This is a genomic window from Pseudomonas sp. AU12215 (genome assembly GCF_001675465.2).
Lineage (GTDB): Bacteria > Pseudomonadota > Gammaproteobacteria > Pseudomonadales > Pseudomonadaceae > Pseudomonas > Pseudomonas nitroreducens.
This window is the reverse complement of the sequence record NZ_MACM02000120.1, coordinates 1-19,723: the sequence shown is the minus strand read 5'-3', so window position 1 is coordinate 19,723 and position 19,723 is coordinate 1. Positions and strand designations below refer to the sequence as shown.

The following is a 19,723-nucleotide window of genomic DNA, read 5'->3' as shown; positions in this document are numbered from 1 at the left end:
CCTGATCCCATCCCGAACTCAGTAGTGAAACGACGCATCGCCGATGGTAGTGTGGAGTTTCTCCATGTGAGAGTAGGTCATCGTCAAGCTCCTATCCCAAGACCCCTGGTCAGCTTCGCTGGCCGGGGGTTTTGCTTTTGCGCGCGGGAAAGTCGGGCCATTGCTGCGTAGGCAATTCAGGCATGCCTCTATATGATGCGTGCCTGACTGTTGCGGGGGTGATATGCAGACCTTGCTGAAATTGCTGAGCGATGGCCGCTTTCATTCCGGAGAAGAGCTGGGTGCTCTCCTCGGAGTAAGTCGCAGCGCCGTCTGGAAGCGCCTTGAAGGCTTTGAGCGTGACTACGGTATGGTCGTGCAGCGAGTGCGCGGCCGTGGTTACCGCCTGGAAGAGCCGCTGAGCATTATCTCGCCCAGGGGCGACTTCGGCCTGTGGCCTCTCGATGTCCTGTTTTCGATCGACTCCACCAATGCCGAAGTGCTGCGGCGGCTTTCTGCCGGCGCTGCGGCGCCGTTTGCCATCCTGGGTGAGAGGCAGACCGCTGGGCGCGGCAGGCGAGGGCGGCAATGGGAGAGTCCCTTTGGTGCCAACCTTTATTACACCCTGGGTATCACTGTACGTGGTGGTGCGCAGGAGTTGGAGGGGTTGAGTCTGGTGGTCGGCCTTGCGGTGGCAAGAGCGATCCAGTCTCTGGGCGTGAAAGATGTAGGCCTCAAGTGGCCCAATGACGTTCTGGTGGGTGGCAAAAAGATTGCCGGCATCCTGCTTGAGCTCACGGGAGATCCTGCTGACATCTGTAGTGTTGCGATTGGCGTCGGCATCAATGTGAACATGCGCAAGGCAGAGGCGATCGATCAGCCCTGGACTTCGATGCGCGAGGCGCTGGGTAGGCTGGTTGACCGTAACGAGTTGCTGCAGGCGCTGGAGTCTCAGCTTGCGGATGTTCTATCCCGTCATCGTGAGTATGGCTTCGCTGCCAGTCGCGAAGAGTGGGAGTCCCTTCATCTATGGCAGGGGCGGCAGGTCACGCTGTCCACTGCTGCCAATAATATCGTTGGGCGCGCGCTTGGCATCGATGAGCGGGGCGCGCTTCGCCTTCTGGTCGATGGCAAGGAGCACGGCTACAGCGGAGGCGAGTTGAGTCTGAGGTTGTCGGATGATTCTTGAGTTGGATTGTGGAAATAGCCTGATCAAGTGGCGAGTGGTCAGAAGGCATGACCTGGTGACTGTCGCCGGTGGCGTGGCGGACTCGGATCAAGCCTTGCTCGCGCAGCTGCAGGGCAGTGAGGCGGTGGATATCCGCTATTGCCGCATGGTCAGTGTTCGCAGTGAGCAGGAAACCGACGCGCTTCGTGTGAGCCTGGAGAGTGCTTTCCCTATTGCGGTGCAGATTGCTGCTCCGGCAATCGAGCTCGGCGGTGTGGTCAACGGCTACCGGGAGTATCAGCGCCTGGGAATGGACCGCTGGCTGGCCCTGGTGGCTGGTCACTGTCTGGCGGGGCGCGGATGCCTGGTGCTCGACCTTGGAACTGCTGTGACCTCGGATCTGGTCGATGCCGCGGGCAAGCATCTGGGAGGCTATATCGCACCCGGCATGCCGCTGATGCGAAGCCAGTTGCGTACTCACACTCGGCGGATTCGTTATGACGACGAGGCGGCCCATGAGGCGCTACAGAATCTACTGCCGGGGCAGGAAACTTCCGAGGCGGTGGAGCGCGGTTGCGTGCTGATGTTGCGCGGGTTCGTACGGGAGCAGATCGAGCTTGCCAACAAGCTGCTGGGTGATGACAGTGCTGTTTACCTGACCGGCGGAGATGCTGAGCTCGTCAAGGATGAGTCTGCTCGCGCGGTTGTGCTTCCGGACCTGGTATTTCTCGGGCTGGCACTAGCCTGTCCGATCGAGTGAGTCTGATTGATGCGCTGGTTCTTTCTTTTCCTGCTTGCCCTCAACGTCTTCTACTACGTCTGGCATCAACAGCAGGCGCCTCTCCGCCCCAAGGAGATTGCCCCGCTCAGCCTGTTTCACAGTGAGCAGAAGAATATTCGGCTGCTCAGCGAGTCTGCAGAAACACCTCAACGTCGCCAGGCTGAAGAAAAGGTGGCGACCGCTCCCGCATCTGCTTGCGTCTACCTGGGCAGCTTCCCGGTCGACGATCGCGCCCGGCAATTGGTGCAGCGTCTGTTGAGTCTGGATGTGCAGGCTTCCGTGCAAACAGTGGACGCTGCTGCTGGTGTCGACTTCTGGGTTTATCTGCCACCGTTGGCGTCGCGCCAGGCATCACTCTGGCAGCTGCGGGAGTTGCAGGCTCGAAAGATTGACAGCTACATCATTACGGAAGGGGATCTGACTGACGGGATCTCTCTTGGCATCTTTCAGCGCAAGGACTCCGCCGACAGCGTGGTGGAGCGGCTGAAGACCGCTGGCTACGACGCTTTGGTGCGTGAGCTGGCTCGTTCGCAGCATGATTACTGGGCGCAGATCACACCGGAAAGCGGGCGCCTGGTTGACGACTCCCTGGTGCGTCAACTGGCGCCGGATTTCCCCGAACTGCAGAAACAAACAATGCCGTGCAAAAACGTTGCAAGCGCTCAATAGTTTGAATAGAATGGCGCCCGCTTCACAGGGGTGACCTGAAAAGGTTGAGCACTGGAAGCCGTTGTCGAAGAGCTAAGCTCAAGTTTTTTAAAGAAAAACAGTTGACAACGTGGTGGCAGGCTGTAGAATGCCGCCTCACTCGGAGGGGTTCCCGAGCGGCCAAAGGGATCAGACTGTAAATCTGACGTCTCAGACTTCGAAGGTTCGAATCCTTCCCCCTCCACCAGTTTCAAGCGTGAGCTGCAAGCTCCGCGGGTATAGTTCAGTGGTAGAACCTCAGCCTTCCAAGCTGATGATGCGGGTTCGATTCCCGCTACCCGCTCCAAGTTTGTTGCTGATGTCTTGCTCATGTAGCTCAGCTGGTAGAGCACACCCTTGGTAAGGGTGAGGTCAGCGGTTCAAATCCGCTCATGAGCTCCATCTCGCAAAGGCAGATATGAAAATATCTGCCTTTGTTTTAATGGTGACGTGACTTTCTCAATTCCTTACGGGAGGCGGTCAAGATGGCTAAAGAAAAATTTGAGCGTAACAAGCCGCACGTAAACGTCGGCACCATCGGTCACGTTGACCACGGCAAAACCACTCTGACCGCTGCTCTGACCAAGGTCTGCTCCGAGACCTGGGGCGGTTCCGCTCGCGCTTTCGACCAGATCGACAACGCGCCGGAAGAGAAGGCTCGTGGTATCACCATCAACACCTCTCACGTTGAATACGACTCGCCGGTACGCCACTACGCTCACGTAGACTGCCCGGGCCACGCCGACTACGTGAAGAACATGATCACCGGTGCTGCCCAGATGGACGGCGCGATCCTGGTTTGCTCGGCTGCTGACGGCCCCATGCCGCAGACCCGCGAGCACATCCTGCTGTCCCGTCAGGTAGGCGTTCCTTACATCGTCGTGTTCCTGAACAAGGCCGACATGGTTGACGACGCCGAGCTGCTGGARCTGGTCGAAATGGAAGTTCGCGATCTGCTGAACACCTACGACTTCCCGGGCGACGACACTCCGATCGTGATCGGTTCCGCTCTGATGGCTYTGAACGGCCAGGACGACAACGAGATGGGCGTTTCCGCCGTGCGCAAGCTGGTAGAAACCCTGGACTCCTACATCCCTGAGCCGGTTCGTGCAATCGACCAGCCGTTCCTGATGCCGATCGAAGACGTGTTCTCGATCTCCGGTCGYGGCACCGTGGTAACTGGYCGTGTTGAGCGTGGCATCGTCAAGGTCCAGGAAGAAGTGGAAATCGTCGGCATCAAGGCGACCACCAAGACCACCTGCACCGGCGTTGAAATGTTCCGCAAGCTGCTCGACGAAGGTCGTGCTGGTGAGAACGTCGGCGTCCTGCTGCGCGGCACCAAGCGTGAAGACGTAGAGCGTGGYCAGGTTCTGGCCAAGCCGGGCACCATCAAGCCGCACACCAAGTTCGAATGCGAAGTGTACGTGCTGTCCAAGGAAGARGGTGGTCGTCACACCCCGTTCTTCAAGGGCTACCGTCCGCAGTTCTACTTCCGTACCACCGACGTAACCGGCAACTGCGAACTGCCGGAAGGCGTTGAGATGGTAATGCCGGGCGACAACGTGAAAATGGTTGTCACCCTGATCGCTCCGATCGCCATGGAAGATGGCCTGCGCTTCGCGATTCGCGAAGGCGGYCGTACCGTTGGCGCCGGCGTGGTTGCCAAGATCATCGAATAATCGATTGATCTTTCCCTATCAGGCCGGCATAATGGTCGGCCTGACTTTGTTCTAGGCCAGTAGCTCAATTGGCAGAGCGGCGGTCTCCAAAACCGCAGGTTGGGGGTTCGATTCCCTCCTGGCCTGCCAGATTCCTCAAGATCTGGCACTTCTTTAAACGGGATTCCTAGCAGATGAATGCGAAGGTAGAAGCCAAAGAGTCGCGTCTTGATCTCTTGAAGTGGCTTGTGGTTGCGGTGCTGGTGGTGGTGGCTGTGGTTGCCAACCAGTATTACTCCACGCAACCGATCTTCTATCGCGTTCTCGGTATCCTCGTGATGGCGGCTGTTGCAGGTTTCATTGCGCTGCAGACCGTCAAGGGGCGTGCGTTCTTTACTTTGGCTAAAGAGGCTCGCGCCGAGATTCGCAAGGTTGTATGGCCGTCTCGTCAAGAGACAACTCAGACCACGCTGATCGTAGTGGCAGTAGTGCTGGTAATGGCGCTGGTGCTTTGGGGGCTCGACTCCCTGCTGGGTTGGCTGGTTTCCATGATCGTAGGTTAAGGGTGTTCCGTGGCTAAGCGTTGGTACGTTGTGCATGCCTACTCGGGTTACGAGAAGCATGTCATGCGCTCGCTGATCGAGCGGGTCAAACTGGCCGGCATGGAAGACGGGTTTGGTGAGATTCTGGTCCCTACCGAAGAAGTGGTAGAGATGCGGAACGGCCAGAAGCGCAAGAGTGAGCGCAAATTCTTCCCGGGTTATGTCCTGGTGCAGATGGAGATGAACGAGGGTACCTGGCACTTGGTCAAGGACACTCCTCGCGTCATGGGCTTCATTGGTGGTACTGCCGACAAACCGGCGCCTATCACTGATAAAGAAGCTGATGCCATTCTGCGCCGCGTTGCCGATAGCGGCGACAAGCCCAAGCCGAAGACCCTGTTCGAGCCGGGCGAGACTGTTCGTGTGATCGATGGTCCGTTCGCCGACTTCAATGGTGTCGTCGAAGAAGTTAACTACGAAAAGAGCCGCATCCAGGTCGCCGTGCTCATTTTCGGTCGCTCTACTCCGGTAGAGCTGGAGTTCAGTCAGGTAGAGAAAGTCTAACTGGCACAATGAATCCCACACCCCGCAGCCCTAGGCTGCGGGGTTTTGTCGTCATTGGGATAAACGCGATAGCAACCGGGGAGCCCGTCAGGGCGCTTGACCCGCATTTGGAGTAGCAAATGGCTAAGAAAATCACGGCTTACATCAAGCTGCAAGTTAAGGCCGGCCAGGCCAACCCGTCGCCGCCCGTAGGCCCCGCTCTGGGTCAGCATGGCGTGAACATCATGGAATTCTGCAAGGCGTTCAACGCCAAGACTCAAGGCCAAGAGCCGGGTCTGCCGACTCCTGTGATCATCACTGTATACAGCGACCGTAGCTTCACCTTCGAAACCAAGAGCACCCCGGCTGCCGTCCTGCTGAAAAAAGCAGCTGGCATCACCAGCGGTTCCGCTCGTCCGAACTCTCAGAAAGTCGGCACTGTTACCCGTGCCCAGCTGGAAGAGATCGCCAAGGCCAAGCAGGCTGACCTGACCGCTGCTGACCTGGACGCTGCCGTACGCACCATTGCTGGCTCCGCGCGCAGCATGGGCCTGAACGTGGAGGGTGTGTAATGGCTAAGCTGACCAAGCGTCAAAAGGCTATCGCCGAGAAGGTTGAAGCGGGCAAGCAATACGGCTTCGAAGATGCCGCCAAGCTGCTGGCCGAACTGTCGACCATCAAGTTCAAGGAGTCCGTGGACATCGCCATCAATCTGGGCGTTGATCCGCGTAAATCCGACCAGGTCGTGCGTGGTGCCACTGTTCTGCCGAACGGCACCGGCAAATCCGTACGCGTTGCCGTCTTCACCCAGGGTCCTGGTGTTGAAGCTGCCCTGGCTGCTGGTGCAGACAAGGTTGGCATGGACGAACTGGCTGCCGAAATGAAAGCCGGCGACCTGAACTACGACGTCGTCATCGCCTCCCCGGACGCGATGCGTGTTGTTGGCCAGCTGGGCCAGGTTCTCGGCCCGCGCGGTCTGATGCCGAACCCGAAAGTCGGCACCGTGACCCCGGACGTCGCCACCGCTGTCAAGAACGCCAAAGCCGGTCAGGTACGTTTCCGTACCGACAAGAACGGCATCATCCACGCTTCCGTTGGCAAGATCGACTTCGAGCCGGTCAAGCTGAAGCAGAACGTGGAAGCGCTGCTGAGCGATCTGAAGCGTCTGAAGCCGTCCTCCTCGAAGGGCGTGTACGTTCAGCGCGTAACCCTGAGCACCACCATGGGCCCAGGTCTGCAGATCGATCAGGCTTCGCTGGAAGGCTGATGAACTAAGTCGAGCAGTGGGTTCGCCCACTGTTCGCAGGTATTGGGGTCCCTGCCTGGCGGGGGCTATCCAAGACCGTAGGCGGCGCAAGCCTTAAACCCGGGAGGCGATCCTCTCAAGCCTACGCAGATGGTGCTCCCGATTCGTTTACCGAATCAGACACCAAAACGCCGCCCGGCTCTGGCTGGGCGAATCGGTAACATCCAGGAGTAAACCCGTGGCAATTAAACTCGAAGACAAGAAGGCCATCGTCGCTGAAGTCAACGAGGCTGCCAAAGCCGGTCTGTCCGCTGTCGTGGTTGATGCACGCGGCGTGACTGTCGGCGCTATGACCGGACTCCGTAAAGAGGCCCGCGCAGCTGGTGTGTACGTGAAAGTCGTACGTAACACCCTGCTCAAGCGCGCCGTTGAAGGCACTCAGTTTGAAGTGCTCAACGACACGTTCAAGGGCCCGACCCTGATTGCTTTCTCCAACGAACATCCGGGCGCTGCCGCTCGTATCTTCAAGGAGTTTGCCAAGGGTCAGGACAAGTTCGAGATCAAGGCGGCCGCGTTCGAGGGTCAGTTCCTCGCAGCCAATCAGATCGACGTGCTGGCGACCCTGCCGACCTACAACGAAGCTGTTGCACAGCTGATGAGCGTGATCCAAGGCGCTACCAGCAAGCTGGCTCGTACTCTGGCGGCAATTCGCGATCAGAAAGAAGCGACCGCAGCCTAAGGCTCGACAGCTGCTTTCAACCTTTTTTGTTTAATTCGATGGCCTTAGGCCGTCACCCAATACAGGAATTAGAGTCATGGCTCTGACCAACGAAGACATCATCTCCGCCGTATCCGAAATGTCCGTCATGCAGATCGTTGAACTGATCAAGGCGATGGAAGAGAAGTTCGGCGTTACCGCTGCTGCCGCTACCGTTGCTGCTGCCGGCCCGGCTGCTGCCGCTGCTGAAGAGCAGACCGAGTTCACCATCGTCCTGGCCGAAGCTGGCGACAAGAAAGTGAACGTGATCAAGGTCGTTCGTGAACTGACCGGCCTGGGCCTGAAAGAAGCCAAGGCTGTCGTTGACGGCGCCCCGGGCGTGGTCAAGGAAGGCGCTTCGAAAGAAGAAGCCGAAGCTGCCAAGAAAGCCCTGGAAGAAGCAGGCGCCAAGGTCGAGCTCAAGTAAGTTCGTACCTTGCGTCGACAGCCCGAGCGTTAAGCGACAGGCTGATGGCTGGTGGCAAATGCCACCGGCCTTTTTCCGTTATGGGTGGGGTGCCGTGGGTGCCCCTCCATGACGTGAAAATCCCGCCACGACTGGCGGCGCAAACCAAGGGTTTGCACGATTTTGGGCTGCTCCCCGCGCGGGAGAGGCCAATCAAGCAGGTGACCAAGCTGGGGAACGCTGATGGCTTACTCATACACTGAGAAAAAACGTATCCGCAAGGACTTTAGCAAGTTGCCGGACGTCATGGATGTGCCGTATTTGCTGGCCATCCAGCTGGATTCCTATCGCGAATTCCTGCAGGCCGGTGCGAGCAAGGACCAGGTTCGAGACATCGGCCTGCATGCGGCCTTCAAGTCCGTCTTCCCGATTATCAGCTATTCCGGCAATGCTGCCCTGGAATACGTCGGCTACCGCCTCGGTGAGCCGGCATTCGATGTCAAGGAATGCGTGCTGCGCGGTGTAACCTTCGCGGTCCCGCTGCGTGTGAAAGTGCGCCTGATCATTTTCGACAAAGAATCGTCGAACAAAGCGATCAAGGACATCAAGGAACAAGAAGTCTACATGGGGGAAATCCCCCTGATGACCGAGAACGGTACCTTCATCATCAACGGTACCGAGCGCGTCATCGTTTCCCAGCTGCACCGTTCCCCGGGTGTGTTCTTCGACCACGACCGTGGCAAGACCCACAGCTCCGGCAAGCTGCTGTACTCCGCTCGTATCATTCCTTACCGCGGTTCGTGGCTCGACTTCGAGTTCGATCCGAAGGACTGCGTGTTCGTTCGTATCGACCGTCGCCGCAAACTGCCGGCTTCCGTCCTGCTGCGCGCGCTGAACTACAGCACCGAGGAAATCCTCAACGCGTTCTATGACACCAACGTCTACCAGATCAAGGGCGAGACCCTGAACCTGGAATTGGTGCCGTCGCGTCTGCGTGGCGAGATCGCCAGCTTCGACATCAAGGATGCCAGCGGCAAGGTCATCGTCGAGGCGGGCCGTCGTATCACTGCGCGCCACATCAACCAGCTCGAGAAGGCTGGCATCACCCAGCTGGAAGTGCCGTTCGACTACTTGATTGGCCGTACCGTGGCCAAGGCTGTCGTGCACCCGGCTACCGGCGAGATCATCGCCGAGTGCAACACCGAGCTGACCGTCGATGCCCTGGCCAAGATTGCCAAGGCCCAGGTTGCGCGCCTGGAAACTCTGTACACCAACGATATCGACTGTGGTCCGTTCATCTCCGACACGCTGAAGATCGACTCCACCAGCAACCAACTGGAAGCGCTGGTCGAGATCTATCGCATGATGCGTCCCGGTGAGCCGCCGACCAAGGAAGCCGCCGAAACCCTGTTCGGCAACCTGTTCTTCAGCGCCGAGCGTTACGACCTTTCGGCAGTCGGCCGTATGAAGTTCAACCGCCGCATCGGTCGTACCGAGATCGAAGGCGCGGGTGTCCTCAGCAAGGAAGATATCGTCGAGGTCCTCAAGACCCTGGTTGCCATCCGTAACGGTAAAGGCATCGTCGACGACATCGACCACCTGGGTAACCGTCGCGTCCGTTGCGTCGGCGAAATGGCCGAGAACCAGTTCCGCGTTGGCCTGGTGCGTGTCGAGCGCGCGGTCAAGGAACGTCTGTCGATGGCCGAAAGCGAAGGCCTGATGCCGCAGGACCTGATCAACGCCAAGCCGGTGGCTGCCGCGATCAAGGAGTTCTTCGGTTCCAGCCAGCTGTCGCAGTTCATGGACCAGAACAACCCGCTCTCCGAGATCACTCACAAACGCCGTGTCTCCGCACTCGGCCCGGGTGGTCTGACCCGTGAGCGCGCGGGCTTCGAGGTTCGTGACGTACACCCGACCCACTACGGCCGCGTGTGCCCGATCGAAACCCCTGAAGGTCCGAACATCGGTCTGATCAACTCCCTGGCCACCTACGCTCGCACCAACAAGTACGGCTTCCTGGAAAGCCCGTACCGCGTGGTGAAGGAAGGTCTGGTCAGCGACGACATCGTCTTCCTGTCCGCGATCGAAGAGGCCGATCATGTGATCGCCCAGGCCTCGGCGACCCTGAACGAAAAGGGTCAGTTGATCGACGAACTGGTAGCCGTCCGTCACCTGAACGAATTCACCGTGAAGGCGCCGGAAGACGTCACCCTCATGGACGTATCGCCGAAGCAGGTCGTTTCCGTCGCTGCCTCGCTGATTCCGTTCCTCGAGCACGACGACGCCAACCGTGCGCTCATGGGTTCGAACATGCAGCGTCAGGCTGTACCGACCCTGCGCGCCGACAAGCCGCTGGTCGGTACCGGCATGGAGCGCAACGTTGCCCGTGACTCCGGCGTCTGCGTGGTGGCTCGTCGTGGCGGCGTGATCGACTCGGTCGACGCCAGCCGTATCGTGGTCCGCGTGAACGACGATGAAGTCGAGACTGGCGAAGCCGGCGTCGACATCTACAACCTGACCAAGTACACCCGTTCCAACCAGAACACCTGCATCAACCAGCGTCCGCTGGTGCAGAAGGGTGATCAGGTTTCGCGCAGCGACATCCTGGCCGACGGTCCGTCCACCGATATGGGTGAACTGGCTCTGGGTCAGAACATGCGCGTTGCGTTCATGCCCTGGAACGGCTTCAACTTCGAAGACTCCATCTGCCTGTCCGAGCGCGTGGTCCAGGAAGATCGTTTCACCACGATCCACATCCAGGAACTGACCTGCGTTGCCCGTGACACCAAGCTCGGCCCAGAGGAAATCACCGCGGACATCCCGAACGTGGGTGAGGCTGCGCTGAATAAGCTGGACGAAGCAGGCATCGTCTACGTCGGCGCCGAAGTACAGGCCGGCGACATCCTGGTCGGCAAGGTCACCCCGAAAGGCGAGACCCAGCTGACTCCGGAAGAGAAGCTGCTGCGCGCGATCTTCGGTGAGAAGGCGTCCGACGTGAAGGACACCTCCCTGCGTGTGCCGACCGGTACCAAGGGCACCGTCATCGACGTACAGGTCTTCACCCGTGATGGCGTGGAGCGCGACAGCCGTGCCCTGTCCATCGAGAAGATGCAGCTGGACGAGATCCGCAAGGACCTGAACGAAGAGTTCCGCATCGTCGAAGGCGCGACCTTCGAGCGTCTGCGTTCCGCTCTGGTCGGTGCCAAGGCCGATGGCGGTCCTGCCCTGAAGAAAGGCGCAGAGATCACCGACGAGTACCTGGACGGCCTCGAGCGCGGCCAGTGGTTCAAGCTGCGCATGGCGGAAGACGCTCTGAACGAGCAGCTGGAGAAGGCCCAGGCCTACATCAGCGACCGTCGCCAGATGCTCGACGACAAGTTCGAAGACAAGAAGCGCAAGCTGCAGCAGGGCGACGACCTGGCGCCGGGCGTACTGAAGATCGTCAAGGTCTACCTCGCCATCAAGCGCCGCATCCAGCCGGGCGACAAGATGGCGGGCCGCCACGGTAACAAGGGTGTGGTCTCGGTGATCATGCCGGTCGAAGACATGCCGCACGATGCCAACGGTACTCCGGTGGATATCGTTCTGAACCCGCTGGGCGTACCGTCGCGTATGAACGTCGGTCAGATCCTCGAAACCCACCTGGGCCTCGCGGCCAAGGGCCTGGGCGAGAAGATCAACCGCATGCTCGAAGAGCAGCGCAAGATCGCCGAGTTGCGTGTCTTCCTGAACGAGATCTACAACGAGATCGGTGGCCGCCAGGAGAGCCTGGACGAGCTGAACGATAACGAGATCCTCGCTCTGGCCAACAACCTCAAGGGCGGCGTGCCCATGGCTACCCCGGTGTTCGACGGTGCCAAGGAGCGCGAGATCAAGGCCATGCTGAAGCTGGCCGATCTGCCGGAGAGCGGTCAGATGCGTCTGTATGACGGCCGCACCGGCAACCAGTTCGAGCGTACGACCACTGTGGGTTACATGTACATGCTCAAGCTGAACCACCTGGTCGATGACAAGATGCACGCACGTTCCACCGGCTCCTACAGCCTGGTTACCCAGCAGCCGCTGGGTGGTAAGGCGCAGTTCGGTGGCCAGCGTTTCGGGGAGATGGAGGTCTGGGCGCTGGAAGCCTACGGTGCCGCCTACACCCTGCAGGAAATGCTGACCGTGAAGTCGGACGACGTGAACGGCCGTACCAAGATGTACAAGAACATCGTGGACGGGGATCACCGCATGGAGGCCGGCATGCCCGAGTCCTTCAACGTGTTGATCAAAGAGATCCGCTCGCTCGGCATCGATATCGAACTGGAAACCGAATAACACGTGACGTCAGACGGTGCGGCTGGTCAAGGCCGGTCGCACCGGGTCCGTGAGGAGGAAAGGCCTTGAAAGACTTGCTTAATCTGTTGAAAAACCAGGGTCAGATCGAAGAGTTCGATGCCATCCGTATTGGCCTGGCCTCGCCCGAGATGATCCGTTCCTGGTCCTTCGGCGAAGTCAAGAAGCCGGAGACCATCAACTACCGCACCTTCAAGCCGGAGCGCGATGGCCTGTTCTGCGCCAAGATCTTCGGCCCGGTGAAGGACTACGAGTGCCTGTGCGGTAAGTACAAGCGCCTCAAGCACCGCGGTGTGATCTGCGAGAAGTGCGGCGTTGAAGTCGCGCTGGCCAAGGTGCGCCGTGAGCGCATGGGCCACATCGAGCTGGCTTCGCCGGTCGCCCACATCTGGTTCCTGAAGTCCCTGCCGTCCCGTATCGGCCTGCTGCTGGACATGACCCTGCGTGACATCGAGCGCGTGCTCTATTTCGAGAGCTACGTGGTGATCGATCCGGGCATGACCACCCTGGAAAAGGGCCAGCTGCTGAACGACGAGCAGTACTTCGAAGCCCTCGAAGAGTTCGGTGACGACTTCGACGCCCGCATGGGTGCGGAAGCCGTTCGCGAGCTGCTCAACGCTATCGATCTGGAGCACGAGATCGGCCGCCTGCGCGAAGAGATTCCGCAGACCAACTCGGAAACCAAGATCAAGAAGCTGTCCAAGCGCCTGAAGCTGATGGAAGCCTTCCAGGGCTCCGGCAACCATCCCGAGTGGATGGTGCTGACCGTCCTGCCGGTACTGCCGCCGGACCTGCGTCCGCTGGTTCCGCTGGATGGCGGCCGCTTCGCGACCTCGGATCTGAACGATCTGTATCGCCGCGTGATCAACCGTAACAACCGTCTGAAGCGCCTGCTCGACCTGGCCGCTCCTGACATCATCGTGCGCAACGAGAAGCGCATGCTGCAGGAAGCCGTCGACGCCCTGCTGGACAACGGCCGTCGCGGTCGTGCCATCACCGGCTCGAACAAGCGCCCGCTGAAGTCCCTGGCCGACATGATCAAGGGCAAGCAGGGTCGCTTCCGTCAGAACCTGCTCGGCAAGCGCGTGGACTACTCCGGCCGTTCGGTCATTACCGTAGGTCCGACCCTGCGTCTGCACCAGTGCGGTCTGCCGAAGAAAATGGCCCTGGAGCTGTTCAAGCCGTTCATCTTCGGCAAGCTGGAAGGTCGTGGCATGGCCACCACCATCAAGGCCGCCAAGAAGATGGTCGAGCGCGAGCTGCCGGAAGTGTGGGACGTTCTCGCCGAAGTCATCCGCGAACACCCCGTACTGCTGAACCGTGCGCCGACCCTGCACCGTCTGGGCATCCAGGCGTTCGAGCCGGTACTGATCGAAGGTAAAGCCATCCAGCTGCACCCGCTGGTCTGCGCCGCGTACAACGCCGACTTCGACGGTGACCAGATGGCCGTGCACGTTCCGCTGACCCTCGAGGCTCAGCTGGAAGCGCGCGCGCTGATGATGTCCACCAACAACATTCTGTCGCCCGCCAACGGCGAGCCGATCATCGTTCCGTCGCAGGACGTGGTCATGGGTCTGTACTACATGACCCGTGAAGCGATCAACGCGAAGGGCGAGGGCATGGCTTTCGCAGACCTGCAGGAAGTTGACCGCGCTTACCGCAGCGGCCAGGTGTCCCTGCACGCCCGCGTAAAAGTGCGCATCAACGAGAAGATCAAGAACGAAGACGGCTCCCTGACCGCGAACACCCGTATCGTCGACTCCACCGTCGGCCGTGCGCTGCTGTTCCAGGTTGTCCCGGCCGGCCTGCCCTTCGACGTGGTCAACCAGTCGATGAAGAAGAAGGCGATCTCCAAGCTGATCAACCACTGCTACCGCGTGGTCGGTCTGAAGGACACCGTTATCTTCGCTGACCAGCTGATGTACACCGGCTTCGCCTACTCGACCATCTCCGGTGTGTCGATCGGCGTGAACGACTTCGTCATCCCGGACGAGAAGGCCCGCATCATCGATGCCGCCACCGAGGAAGTGAAGGAGATCGAGAGCCAGTACGCCTCCGGCCTGGTCACCCAGGGCGAGAAGTACAACAAGGTGATCGACCTCTGGTCCAAGGCCAACGACGAAGTGTCCAAGGCGATGATGGCCAACCTCTCGAAAGAGAAGGTGACCGATCGCGAGGGCAAGCAGGTCGACCAGGAGTCCTTCAACTCCATGTACATGATGGCGGACTCCGGTGCGCGGGGTTCTGCGGCCCAGATCCGTCAGCTGGCCGGTATGCGTGGCCTGATGGCCAAGCCGGACGGCTCCATCATCGAGACCCCGATCACCGCGAACTTCCGTGAAGGCCTGAACGTACTCCAGTACTTCATCTCCACTCACGGTGCTCGTAAAGGTCTGGCGGATACCGCACTGAAGACCGCGAACTCCGGTTACCTGACCCGTCGTCTCGTCGACGTGGCCCAGGATCTGGTGGTGACCGAGATCGATTGCGGCACCGAGCATGGCCTGGTCATGTCCCCGCACATCGAAGGCGGCGACGTGGTTGAGCCGCTGGGTGAGCGTGTACTCGGTCGTGTGATTGCGCGCGACGTGTTCAAGCCGGGCAGCGACGACGTCATCGTTGAAGCTGGCACCCTGATCGACGAGAAGTGGGTTGATTTCCTCGAGCAGATGAGCGTCGACGAAGTCGTTGTGCGTTCGCCGATCACCTGCGAAACCCGTCACGGCATTTGCGCCATGTGCTACGGCCGCGATCTGGCCCGTGGTCACCGCGTGAACATCGGCGAGGCTGTCGGCGTTATCGCTGCCCAGTCGATCGGTGAGCCGGGTACCCAGCTGACGATGCGTACCTTCCACATCGGTGGTGCGGCCAGCCGTACTTCTGCCGTGGACAACGTTCAGGTCAAGAACGGCGGCACCATTCGCCTGCACAACTTGAAGCACGTAGAGCGTGCCGATGGCGCCCTGGTAGCGGTTTCCCGTTCCGGTGAGCTGGCGGTAGCCGACGACTTCGGTCGTGAGCGCGAGCGCTACAAGCTGCCGTACGGTGCGGTAATTTCCGTGAAGGAAGGTGACAAGGTCGACCCGGGCGCCATCGTCGCCAAGTGGGACCCGCACACCCACCCGATCGTCACCGAGATGGACGGCACCGTGGCCTTCGTGGGCATGGAAGAGGGCATCACCATCAAGCGCCAGACCGACGAACTGACCGGTCTGACCAACATCGAAGTGATGGATCCGAAGGATCGTCCGGCTGCCGGCAAGGACATCCGTCCGGCCGTGAAGCTGATCGACGCCGCAGGCAAGGATCTGCTGCTGCCGGGTACCGACGTACCGGCTCAGTACTTCCTGCCGGCGAACGCCCTGGTCAACCTCAACGATGGCGCGAAAGTGCGTATCGGTGACGTTATCGCGCGTATCCCGCAGGAAACCTCGAAGACCCGCGACATCACCGGTGGTCTGCCGCGCGTTGCCGACCTGTTCGAAGCTCGTCGTCCGAAAGAGCCTTCGATCCTGGCGGAAATCAGCGGCACCATCTCCTTCGGCAAGGAAACCAAGGGCAAGCGCCGCCTGGTCATCACTCCCACCGACGGTAGCGATCCGTACGAGGAGCTGATTCCGAAGTGGCGTCACCTGAACGTGTTCGAAGGTGAGCAAGTCAGCCGTGGTGAAGTGATCTCCGACGGCCCGAGCAACCCGCACGACATCCTCCGTCTGCTGGGTGTGAGCTCGCTGGCCAAGTACATCGTCAACGAGATCCAGGACGTTTACCGTCTGCAGGGCGTGAAGATCAACGACAAGCACATCGAGACCATCCTGCGCCAGATGCTGCGCAAGGTCGAAGTGGCCGAGTCGGGCGATTCGTCCTTCATCAAGGGCGACCAGGTCGAACTGGTCCACGTGCTGGAAGAGAACGAAGTACTGGGTACCCAGGACAAGTTCCCGGCCAAGTACGAGCGCGTTCTGTTGGGTATCACCAAGGCCTCGCTGTCCACCGAGTCGTTCATCTCGGCGGCATCCTTCCAGGAGACCACCCGCGTCCTCACCGAGGCGGCGGTCACCGGCAAGCGCGACTTCCTGCGCGGCCTGAAGGAAAACGTGGTCGTGGGTCGACTGATCCCGGCAGGTACCGGTCTGGCTTACCACAGCGAGCGCAAGCGTCAGCGCGAACTCGGCAAACCGCAGCGCGTGAGCGCGAGCGAGGCTGAAGCAGCATTGGCCGAAGCGCTCAATCTGAGCGGTAACTAAGCCTCAAACAAAGCCCCGGTTGTCTTGACAACCGGGGCTTTGTCTTGACTGGAATCCGTAAGCTCTTTAGTATCTTGTACCCCGAAAATTGGCAGGGCGCTTGCTCTGCCCATTTTCGTTTTTAAGTGTCGTAAGACAATCAGTGGAGCTATAGATGGCAACTATCAACCAGCTGGTGCGCAAGCCGCGCAAGCGCCTGGTAGACAAGAGCGGCGTTCCTGCCCTGCAGAACTGCCCTCAGCGTCGCGGCGTATGCACCCGCGTCTACACCACCACCCCGAAGAAGCCGAACTCCGCACTGCGTAAAGTGTGCCGTGTTCGTCTGACCAACGGTTTCGAGGTTTCCTCGTACATCGGCGGTGAAGGTCACAACCTGCAAGAGCACAGCGTAGTGCTGATCCGTGGCGGTCGTGTAAAAGACCTTCCGGGTGTTCGCTACCACACCGTGCGCGGTTCGCTGGACACCTCCGGTGTCAAAGACCGTAAGCAGGGTCGCTCGAAGTACGGCGCGAAGCGTCCGAAGTAATTTTGTTTTCCTATTTGCTGAGTCGATAAGAGTAAGGTCGGGCATCGAGTCCCGGATTACCTGAAGACCGTTTGAGGGCTTATCAATGCCAAGACGTCGTGTAGCGGCCAAACGTGAGATCCTGGCCGATCCGAAATACGGAAGCCAGATTCTGGCCAAGTTCATGAACCACGTGATGGAAAGCGGCAAGAAAGCCGTTGCCGAGCGTATCGTTTACGGTGCTCTGGACAAGGTCAAAGAGCGCGGTAAAGGCGACCCCCTGGAAATCTTCGAAAAAGCACTCGACGCCATCGCTCCGCTGGTCGAAGTGAAGTCCCGCCGTGTCGGCGGTGCTACCTACCAGGTTCCGGTTGAAGTACGTCCGTCCCGTCGTAATGCACTGGCTATGCGTTGGCTGGTGGACTTCGCCCGCAAGCGTGGCGAGAAGTCCATGGCTCTGCGCCTGGCTGGCGAGCTGCTGGATGCCGCTGAAGGCAAAGGCGCTGCCGTCAAGAAGCGTGAAGACGTGCACCGTATGGCCGAGGCCAACAAAGCGTTCTCGCACTACCGCTTCTAATTACGGCATCAACACTTCTGCGAGGGCTTTATGGCTCGTAACACAGCAATCAACCGCTACCGGAACATTGGTATCTGTGCCCACGTTGACGCGGGCAAGACCACCACTACCGAGCGGATCCTGTTCTACACAGGTCTCAGCCACAAGATGGGTGAGGTGCACGACGGCGCTGCTACCACCGACTGGATGGTGCAGGAGCAGGAGCGTGGTATCACCATCACCTCCGCTGCGATCACGACCTTCTGGGAAGGTTCGCGCGGCCAGTACGACAAGTACCGCGTAAACGTCATCGACACCCCCGGCCACGTAGACTTCACTATTGAAGTTGAGCGCTCCCTGCGCGTACTGGACGGCGCCGTCGTTGTGTTCTGCGGCACCTCCGGCGTTGAGCCGCAGTCCGAAACCGTATGGCGTCAAGCCAACAAGTACGGCGTTCCGCGTATCGTTTACGTGAACAAGATGGACCGCGCCGGCGCCAACTTCCTGCGCGTCGTCGGTCAGATCAAGAACCGCCTGGGTCACACCCCGGTTCCGGTTCAGCTGGCCATCGGTGCAGAAGATGACTTCCAGGGTCAGGTTGACCTGCTGAAGATGAAGGCCATCTACTGGAACGAAGACGACAAAGGCACTTCCTATCGCGAGGAAGAAATTCCCGCCGATATGGTCGAGCTGGCCACTGAGTGGCGCAACAACATGGTCGAGGCTGCTGCCGAAGCCAACGAAGAGCTGATGAACAAGTACCTGGAAGAGGGTGAGCTGTCGATCGAAGAGATCAAGGCTGGCCTGCGTCTGCGTACCATCGCTTGCGAAATCGTACCGGCTGTCTGCGGCTCCTCGTTCAAGAACAAGGGCGTGCCCCTGGTTCTGGACGCCGTCATCGACTTCCTGCCTGCTCCGACCGAGATTCCGGCGATTCAGGGTATTCACCCGGATCACATTGACGACGGCGACGACGCTCCGAAAGACGAGCGCCCGGCTGACGACAATGCTCCGTTCTCGGCTCTGGCATTCAAGATCGCCACCGACCCGTTCGTAGGTACTCTGACCTTCGTTCGCGTCTACTCGGGCGTTCTGGAGTCCGGTAACTCGGTTATCAACTCCGTGAAAGGCAAGAAAGAGCGCGTTGGTCGTATGGTGCAGATGCACGCCAACCAGCGTGACGAGATCAAAGAAGTACGCGCTGGCGACATCGCTGCTCTGATCGGCATGAAGGACGTCACCACCGGTGACACCCTGTGCGACATCGAGAAGCCGATCATCCTCGAGCGTATGGACTTCCCGGAGCCTGTAATCTCGGTAGCTGTTGAGCCGAAGACCAAGGCTGACCAGGAGAAGATGGGCATCGCCCTCGGCAAGCTGGCTCAGGAAGACCCGTCGTTCCGCGTCAAGACCGACGAAGAAACCGGCCAGACCATCATCTCCGGTATGGGTGAGCTGCACCTGGACATCCTCGTCGACCGCATGAAGCGTGAATTCGGCGTGGAAGCGAACATCGGCAAGCCGCAGGTTTCCTACCGCGAAACCATCTCGAAGGACAACATCGAGATCGAAGGCAAGTTCGTTCGCCAGTCCGGCGGCCGTGGCCAGTTCGGTCACTGCTGGATCCGCTTCTCCGCTCCCGATGTGGACGAGAAGGGCAACATCACTGAAGGCCTGGTCTTCACCAACGAAGTCGTGGGCGGTGTGGTTCCGAAGGAATACATCCCGGCCATCCAGAAAGGCATCGAAGAGCAGATGAAGAACGGCGTTGTCGCCGGCTATCCGCTGATCGGCCTGAAGGCGACCGTCTTCGATGGTTCCTACCACGACGTCGACTCCAACGAGATGGCGTTCAAGATCGCTGCTTCCATGGCGACCAAGCAGCTGGCCCAGAAGGGCGGCGGCAAGGTTCTGGAGCCGATCATGAAGGTGGAAGTGGTGACTCCTGAGGACTACATGGGTGACGTGATGGGTGACCTGAACCGTCGTCGTGGTCTGATTCAGGGGATGGAAGACTCGGTTTCCGGTAAGGTGATCCGTGCCGAGGTTCCGCTGGGCGAGATGTTCGGTTATGCAACCGACGTGCGTTCCATGTCCCAGGGTCGCGCTAGCTACTCCATGGAATTCTCCAAGTATGCTGAAGCTCCGGCGAACGTCGTCGAAGCTCTGGCCAAAAAACAAGCTTGATTCAGCTCTTTTAGTAAGAGGTTACTCTCGTGGCTAAAGAAAAATTTGAACGTAACAAACCGCACGTCAACGTCGGCACCATCGGTCACGTTGACCACGGCAAAACCACTCTGACCGCTGCTCTGA

Annotated in this window: 16 protein-coding genes, 4 tRNA genes and 1 rRNA gene; all 21 read left to right on the top strand. The window is 59.6% G+C overall.

Going from position 1 to position 19,723, the window contains the following annotated elements; all coding sequences use genetic code 11:
- Positions 1–89 (top strand): 5S ribosomal RNA (gene rrf, locus A9513_RS15935); the annotation flags it as partial.
- A gap of 134 nt (positions 90–223) precedes the next feature.
- Positions 224–1,168: a bifunctional biotin--[acetyl-CoA-carboxylase] ligase/biotin operon repressor BirA gene (gene birA / locus A9513_RS15930; protein WP_065327631.1), complete on the top strand. Its 945-nt coding sequence runs from the start codon at positions 224–226 to the stop codon at positions 1,166–1,168.
- Positions 1,158–1,907 carry a pantothenate kinase gene (locus A9513_RS15925; protein ID WP_065327630.1) on the top strand — a complete coding sequence of 250 codons (750 nt, stop codon included), beginning with the start codon at positions 1,158–1,160 and terminating at the stop codon, positions 1,905–1,907. Before birA ends, A9513_RS15925 begins: the two co-directional genes overlap by 11 nt.
- Positions 1,908–1,916: 9 nt before the next feature.
- A complete protein-coding gene (locus tag A9513_RS15920) occupies positions 1,917–2,597 on the top strand; it encodes an SPOR domain-containing protein (protein ID WP_065327629.1) in 681 nt (226 codons plus the stop codon).
- 141 nt (positions 2,598–2,738) lie between these two features.
- Positions 2,739–2,823 (top strand) — tRNA-Tyr (locus A9513_RS15915).
- A gap of 25 nt (positions 2,824–2,848) precedes the next feature.
- Positions 2,849–2,922: transfer RNA gene (locus A9513_RS15910), tRNA-Gly, on the top strand.
- Between the two features lie 19 nt (positions 2,923–2,941).
- Positions 2,942–3,017: transfer RNA gene (locus tag A9513_RS15905), tRNA-Thr, on the top strand.
- Between the two features lie 83 nt (positions 3,018–3,100).
- Positions 3,101–4,294 carry an elongation factor Tu gene (tuf, locus tag A9513_RS15900; protein ID WP_065327628.1) on the top strand — a complete coding sequence of 398 codons (1,194 nt, stop codon included), beginning with the start codon at positions 3,101–3,103 and terminating at the stop codon, positions 4,292–4,294.
- Positions 4,295–4,347: 53 nt separating this feature from the next.
- Positions 4,348–4,423: transfer RNA gene (locus A9513_RS15895), tRNA-Trp, on the top strand.
- A 44-nt stretch (positions 4,424–4,467) separates the two neighbouring features.
- Positions 4,468–4,836 (top strand): preprotein translocase subunit SecE, encoded by a 369-nt coding sequence (gene secE / locus A9513_RS15890; protein WP_024767121.1) that lies wholly within the window; start codon positions 4,468–4,470, stop codon positions 4,834–4,836.
- Positions 4,837–4,845: 9 nt separating this feature from the next.
- A complete protein-coding gene (nusG, locus tag A9513_RS15885) occupies positions 4,846–5,379 on the top strand; it encodes a transcription termination/antitermination protein NusG (protein ID WP_015475310.1) in 534 nt (177 codons plus the stop codon).
- A 119-nt stretch (positions 5,380–5,498) separates the two neighbouring features.
- Complete coding sequence (gene rplK, locus A9513_RS15880; RefSeq protein ID WP_024767122.1) at positions 5,499–5,930, top strand: 50S ribosomal protein L11; 432 nt, start codon at positions 5,499–5,501, stop codon at positions 5,928–5,930.
- Positions 5,930–6,625 (top strand): 50S ribosomal protein L1, encoded by a 696-nt coding sequence (gene rplA, locus A9513_RS15875; protein ID WP_017516428.1) that lies wholly within the window; start codon positions 5,930–5,932, stop codon positions 6,623–6,625. Before rplK ends, rplA begins: the two co-directional genes overlap by 1 nt.
- 217 nt (positions 6,626–6,842) lie before the next feature.
- The gene (gene rplJ / locus A9513_RS15870) at positions 6,843–7,343 is read left to right on the top strand and encodes a 50S ribosomal protein L10 (protein WP_017516429.1); all 501 of its coding nucleotides are present in this window, start codon (positions 6,843–6,845) and stop codon (positions 7,341–7,343) included.
- 76 nt (positions 7,344–7,419) lie between these two features.
- Positions 7,420–7,788, top strand: coding sequence for a 50S ribosomal protein L7/L12 (gene rplL, locus A9513_RS15865; RefSeq protein ID WP_017516430.1), 369 nt, complete (start codon positions 7,420–7,422; stop codon positions 7,786–7,788).
- Positions 7,789–8,010: 222 nt separating this feature from the next.
- A complete protein-coding gene (gene rpoB, locus A9513_RS15860) occupies positions 8,011–12,084 on the top strand; it encodes a DNA-directed RNA polymerase subunit beta (RefSeq protein WP_024767123.1) in 4,074 nt (1,357 codons plus the stop codon).
- 65 nt (positions 12,085–12,149) lie between these two features.
- Positions 12,150–16,349, top strand: coding sequence for a DNA-directed RNA polymerase subunit beta' (gene rpoC, locus A9513_RS15855; protein WP_045217354.1), 4,200 nt, complete (start codon positions 12,150–12,152; stop codon positions 16,347–16,349).
- A gap of 154 nt (positions 16,350–16,503) precedes the next feature.
- Positions 16,504–16,875 (top strand): 30S ribosomal protein S12, encoded by a 372-nt coding sequence (rpsL, locus tag A9513_RS15850; protein ID WP_015475317.1) that lies wholly within the window; start codon positions 16,504–16,506, stop codon positions 16,873–16,875.
- 85 nt (positions 16,876–16,960) lie between these two features.
- Positions 16,961–17,431, top strand: a complete 471-nt coding sequence (gene rpsG / locus A9513_RS15845) for a 30S ribosomal protein S7 (protein ID WP_024767125.1) — start codon at positions 16,961–16,963, stop codon at positions 17,429–17,431.
- 30 nt (positions 17,432–17,461) lie between these two features.
- Positions 17,462–19,597, top strand: a complete 2,136-nt coding sequence (fusA, locus tag A9513_RS15840; protein WP_024767126.1) for an elongation factor G — start codon at positions 17,462–17,464, stop codon at positions 19,595–19,597.
- A 29-nt stretch (positions 19,598–19,626) separates the two neighbouring features.
- A partial coding sequence (locus tag A9513_RS35020; RefSeq protein WP_233432247.1) for a GTP-binding protein occupies positions 19,627–19,723 on the top strand: 97 nt, incomplete at its 3' end.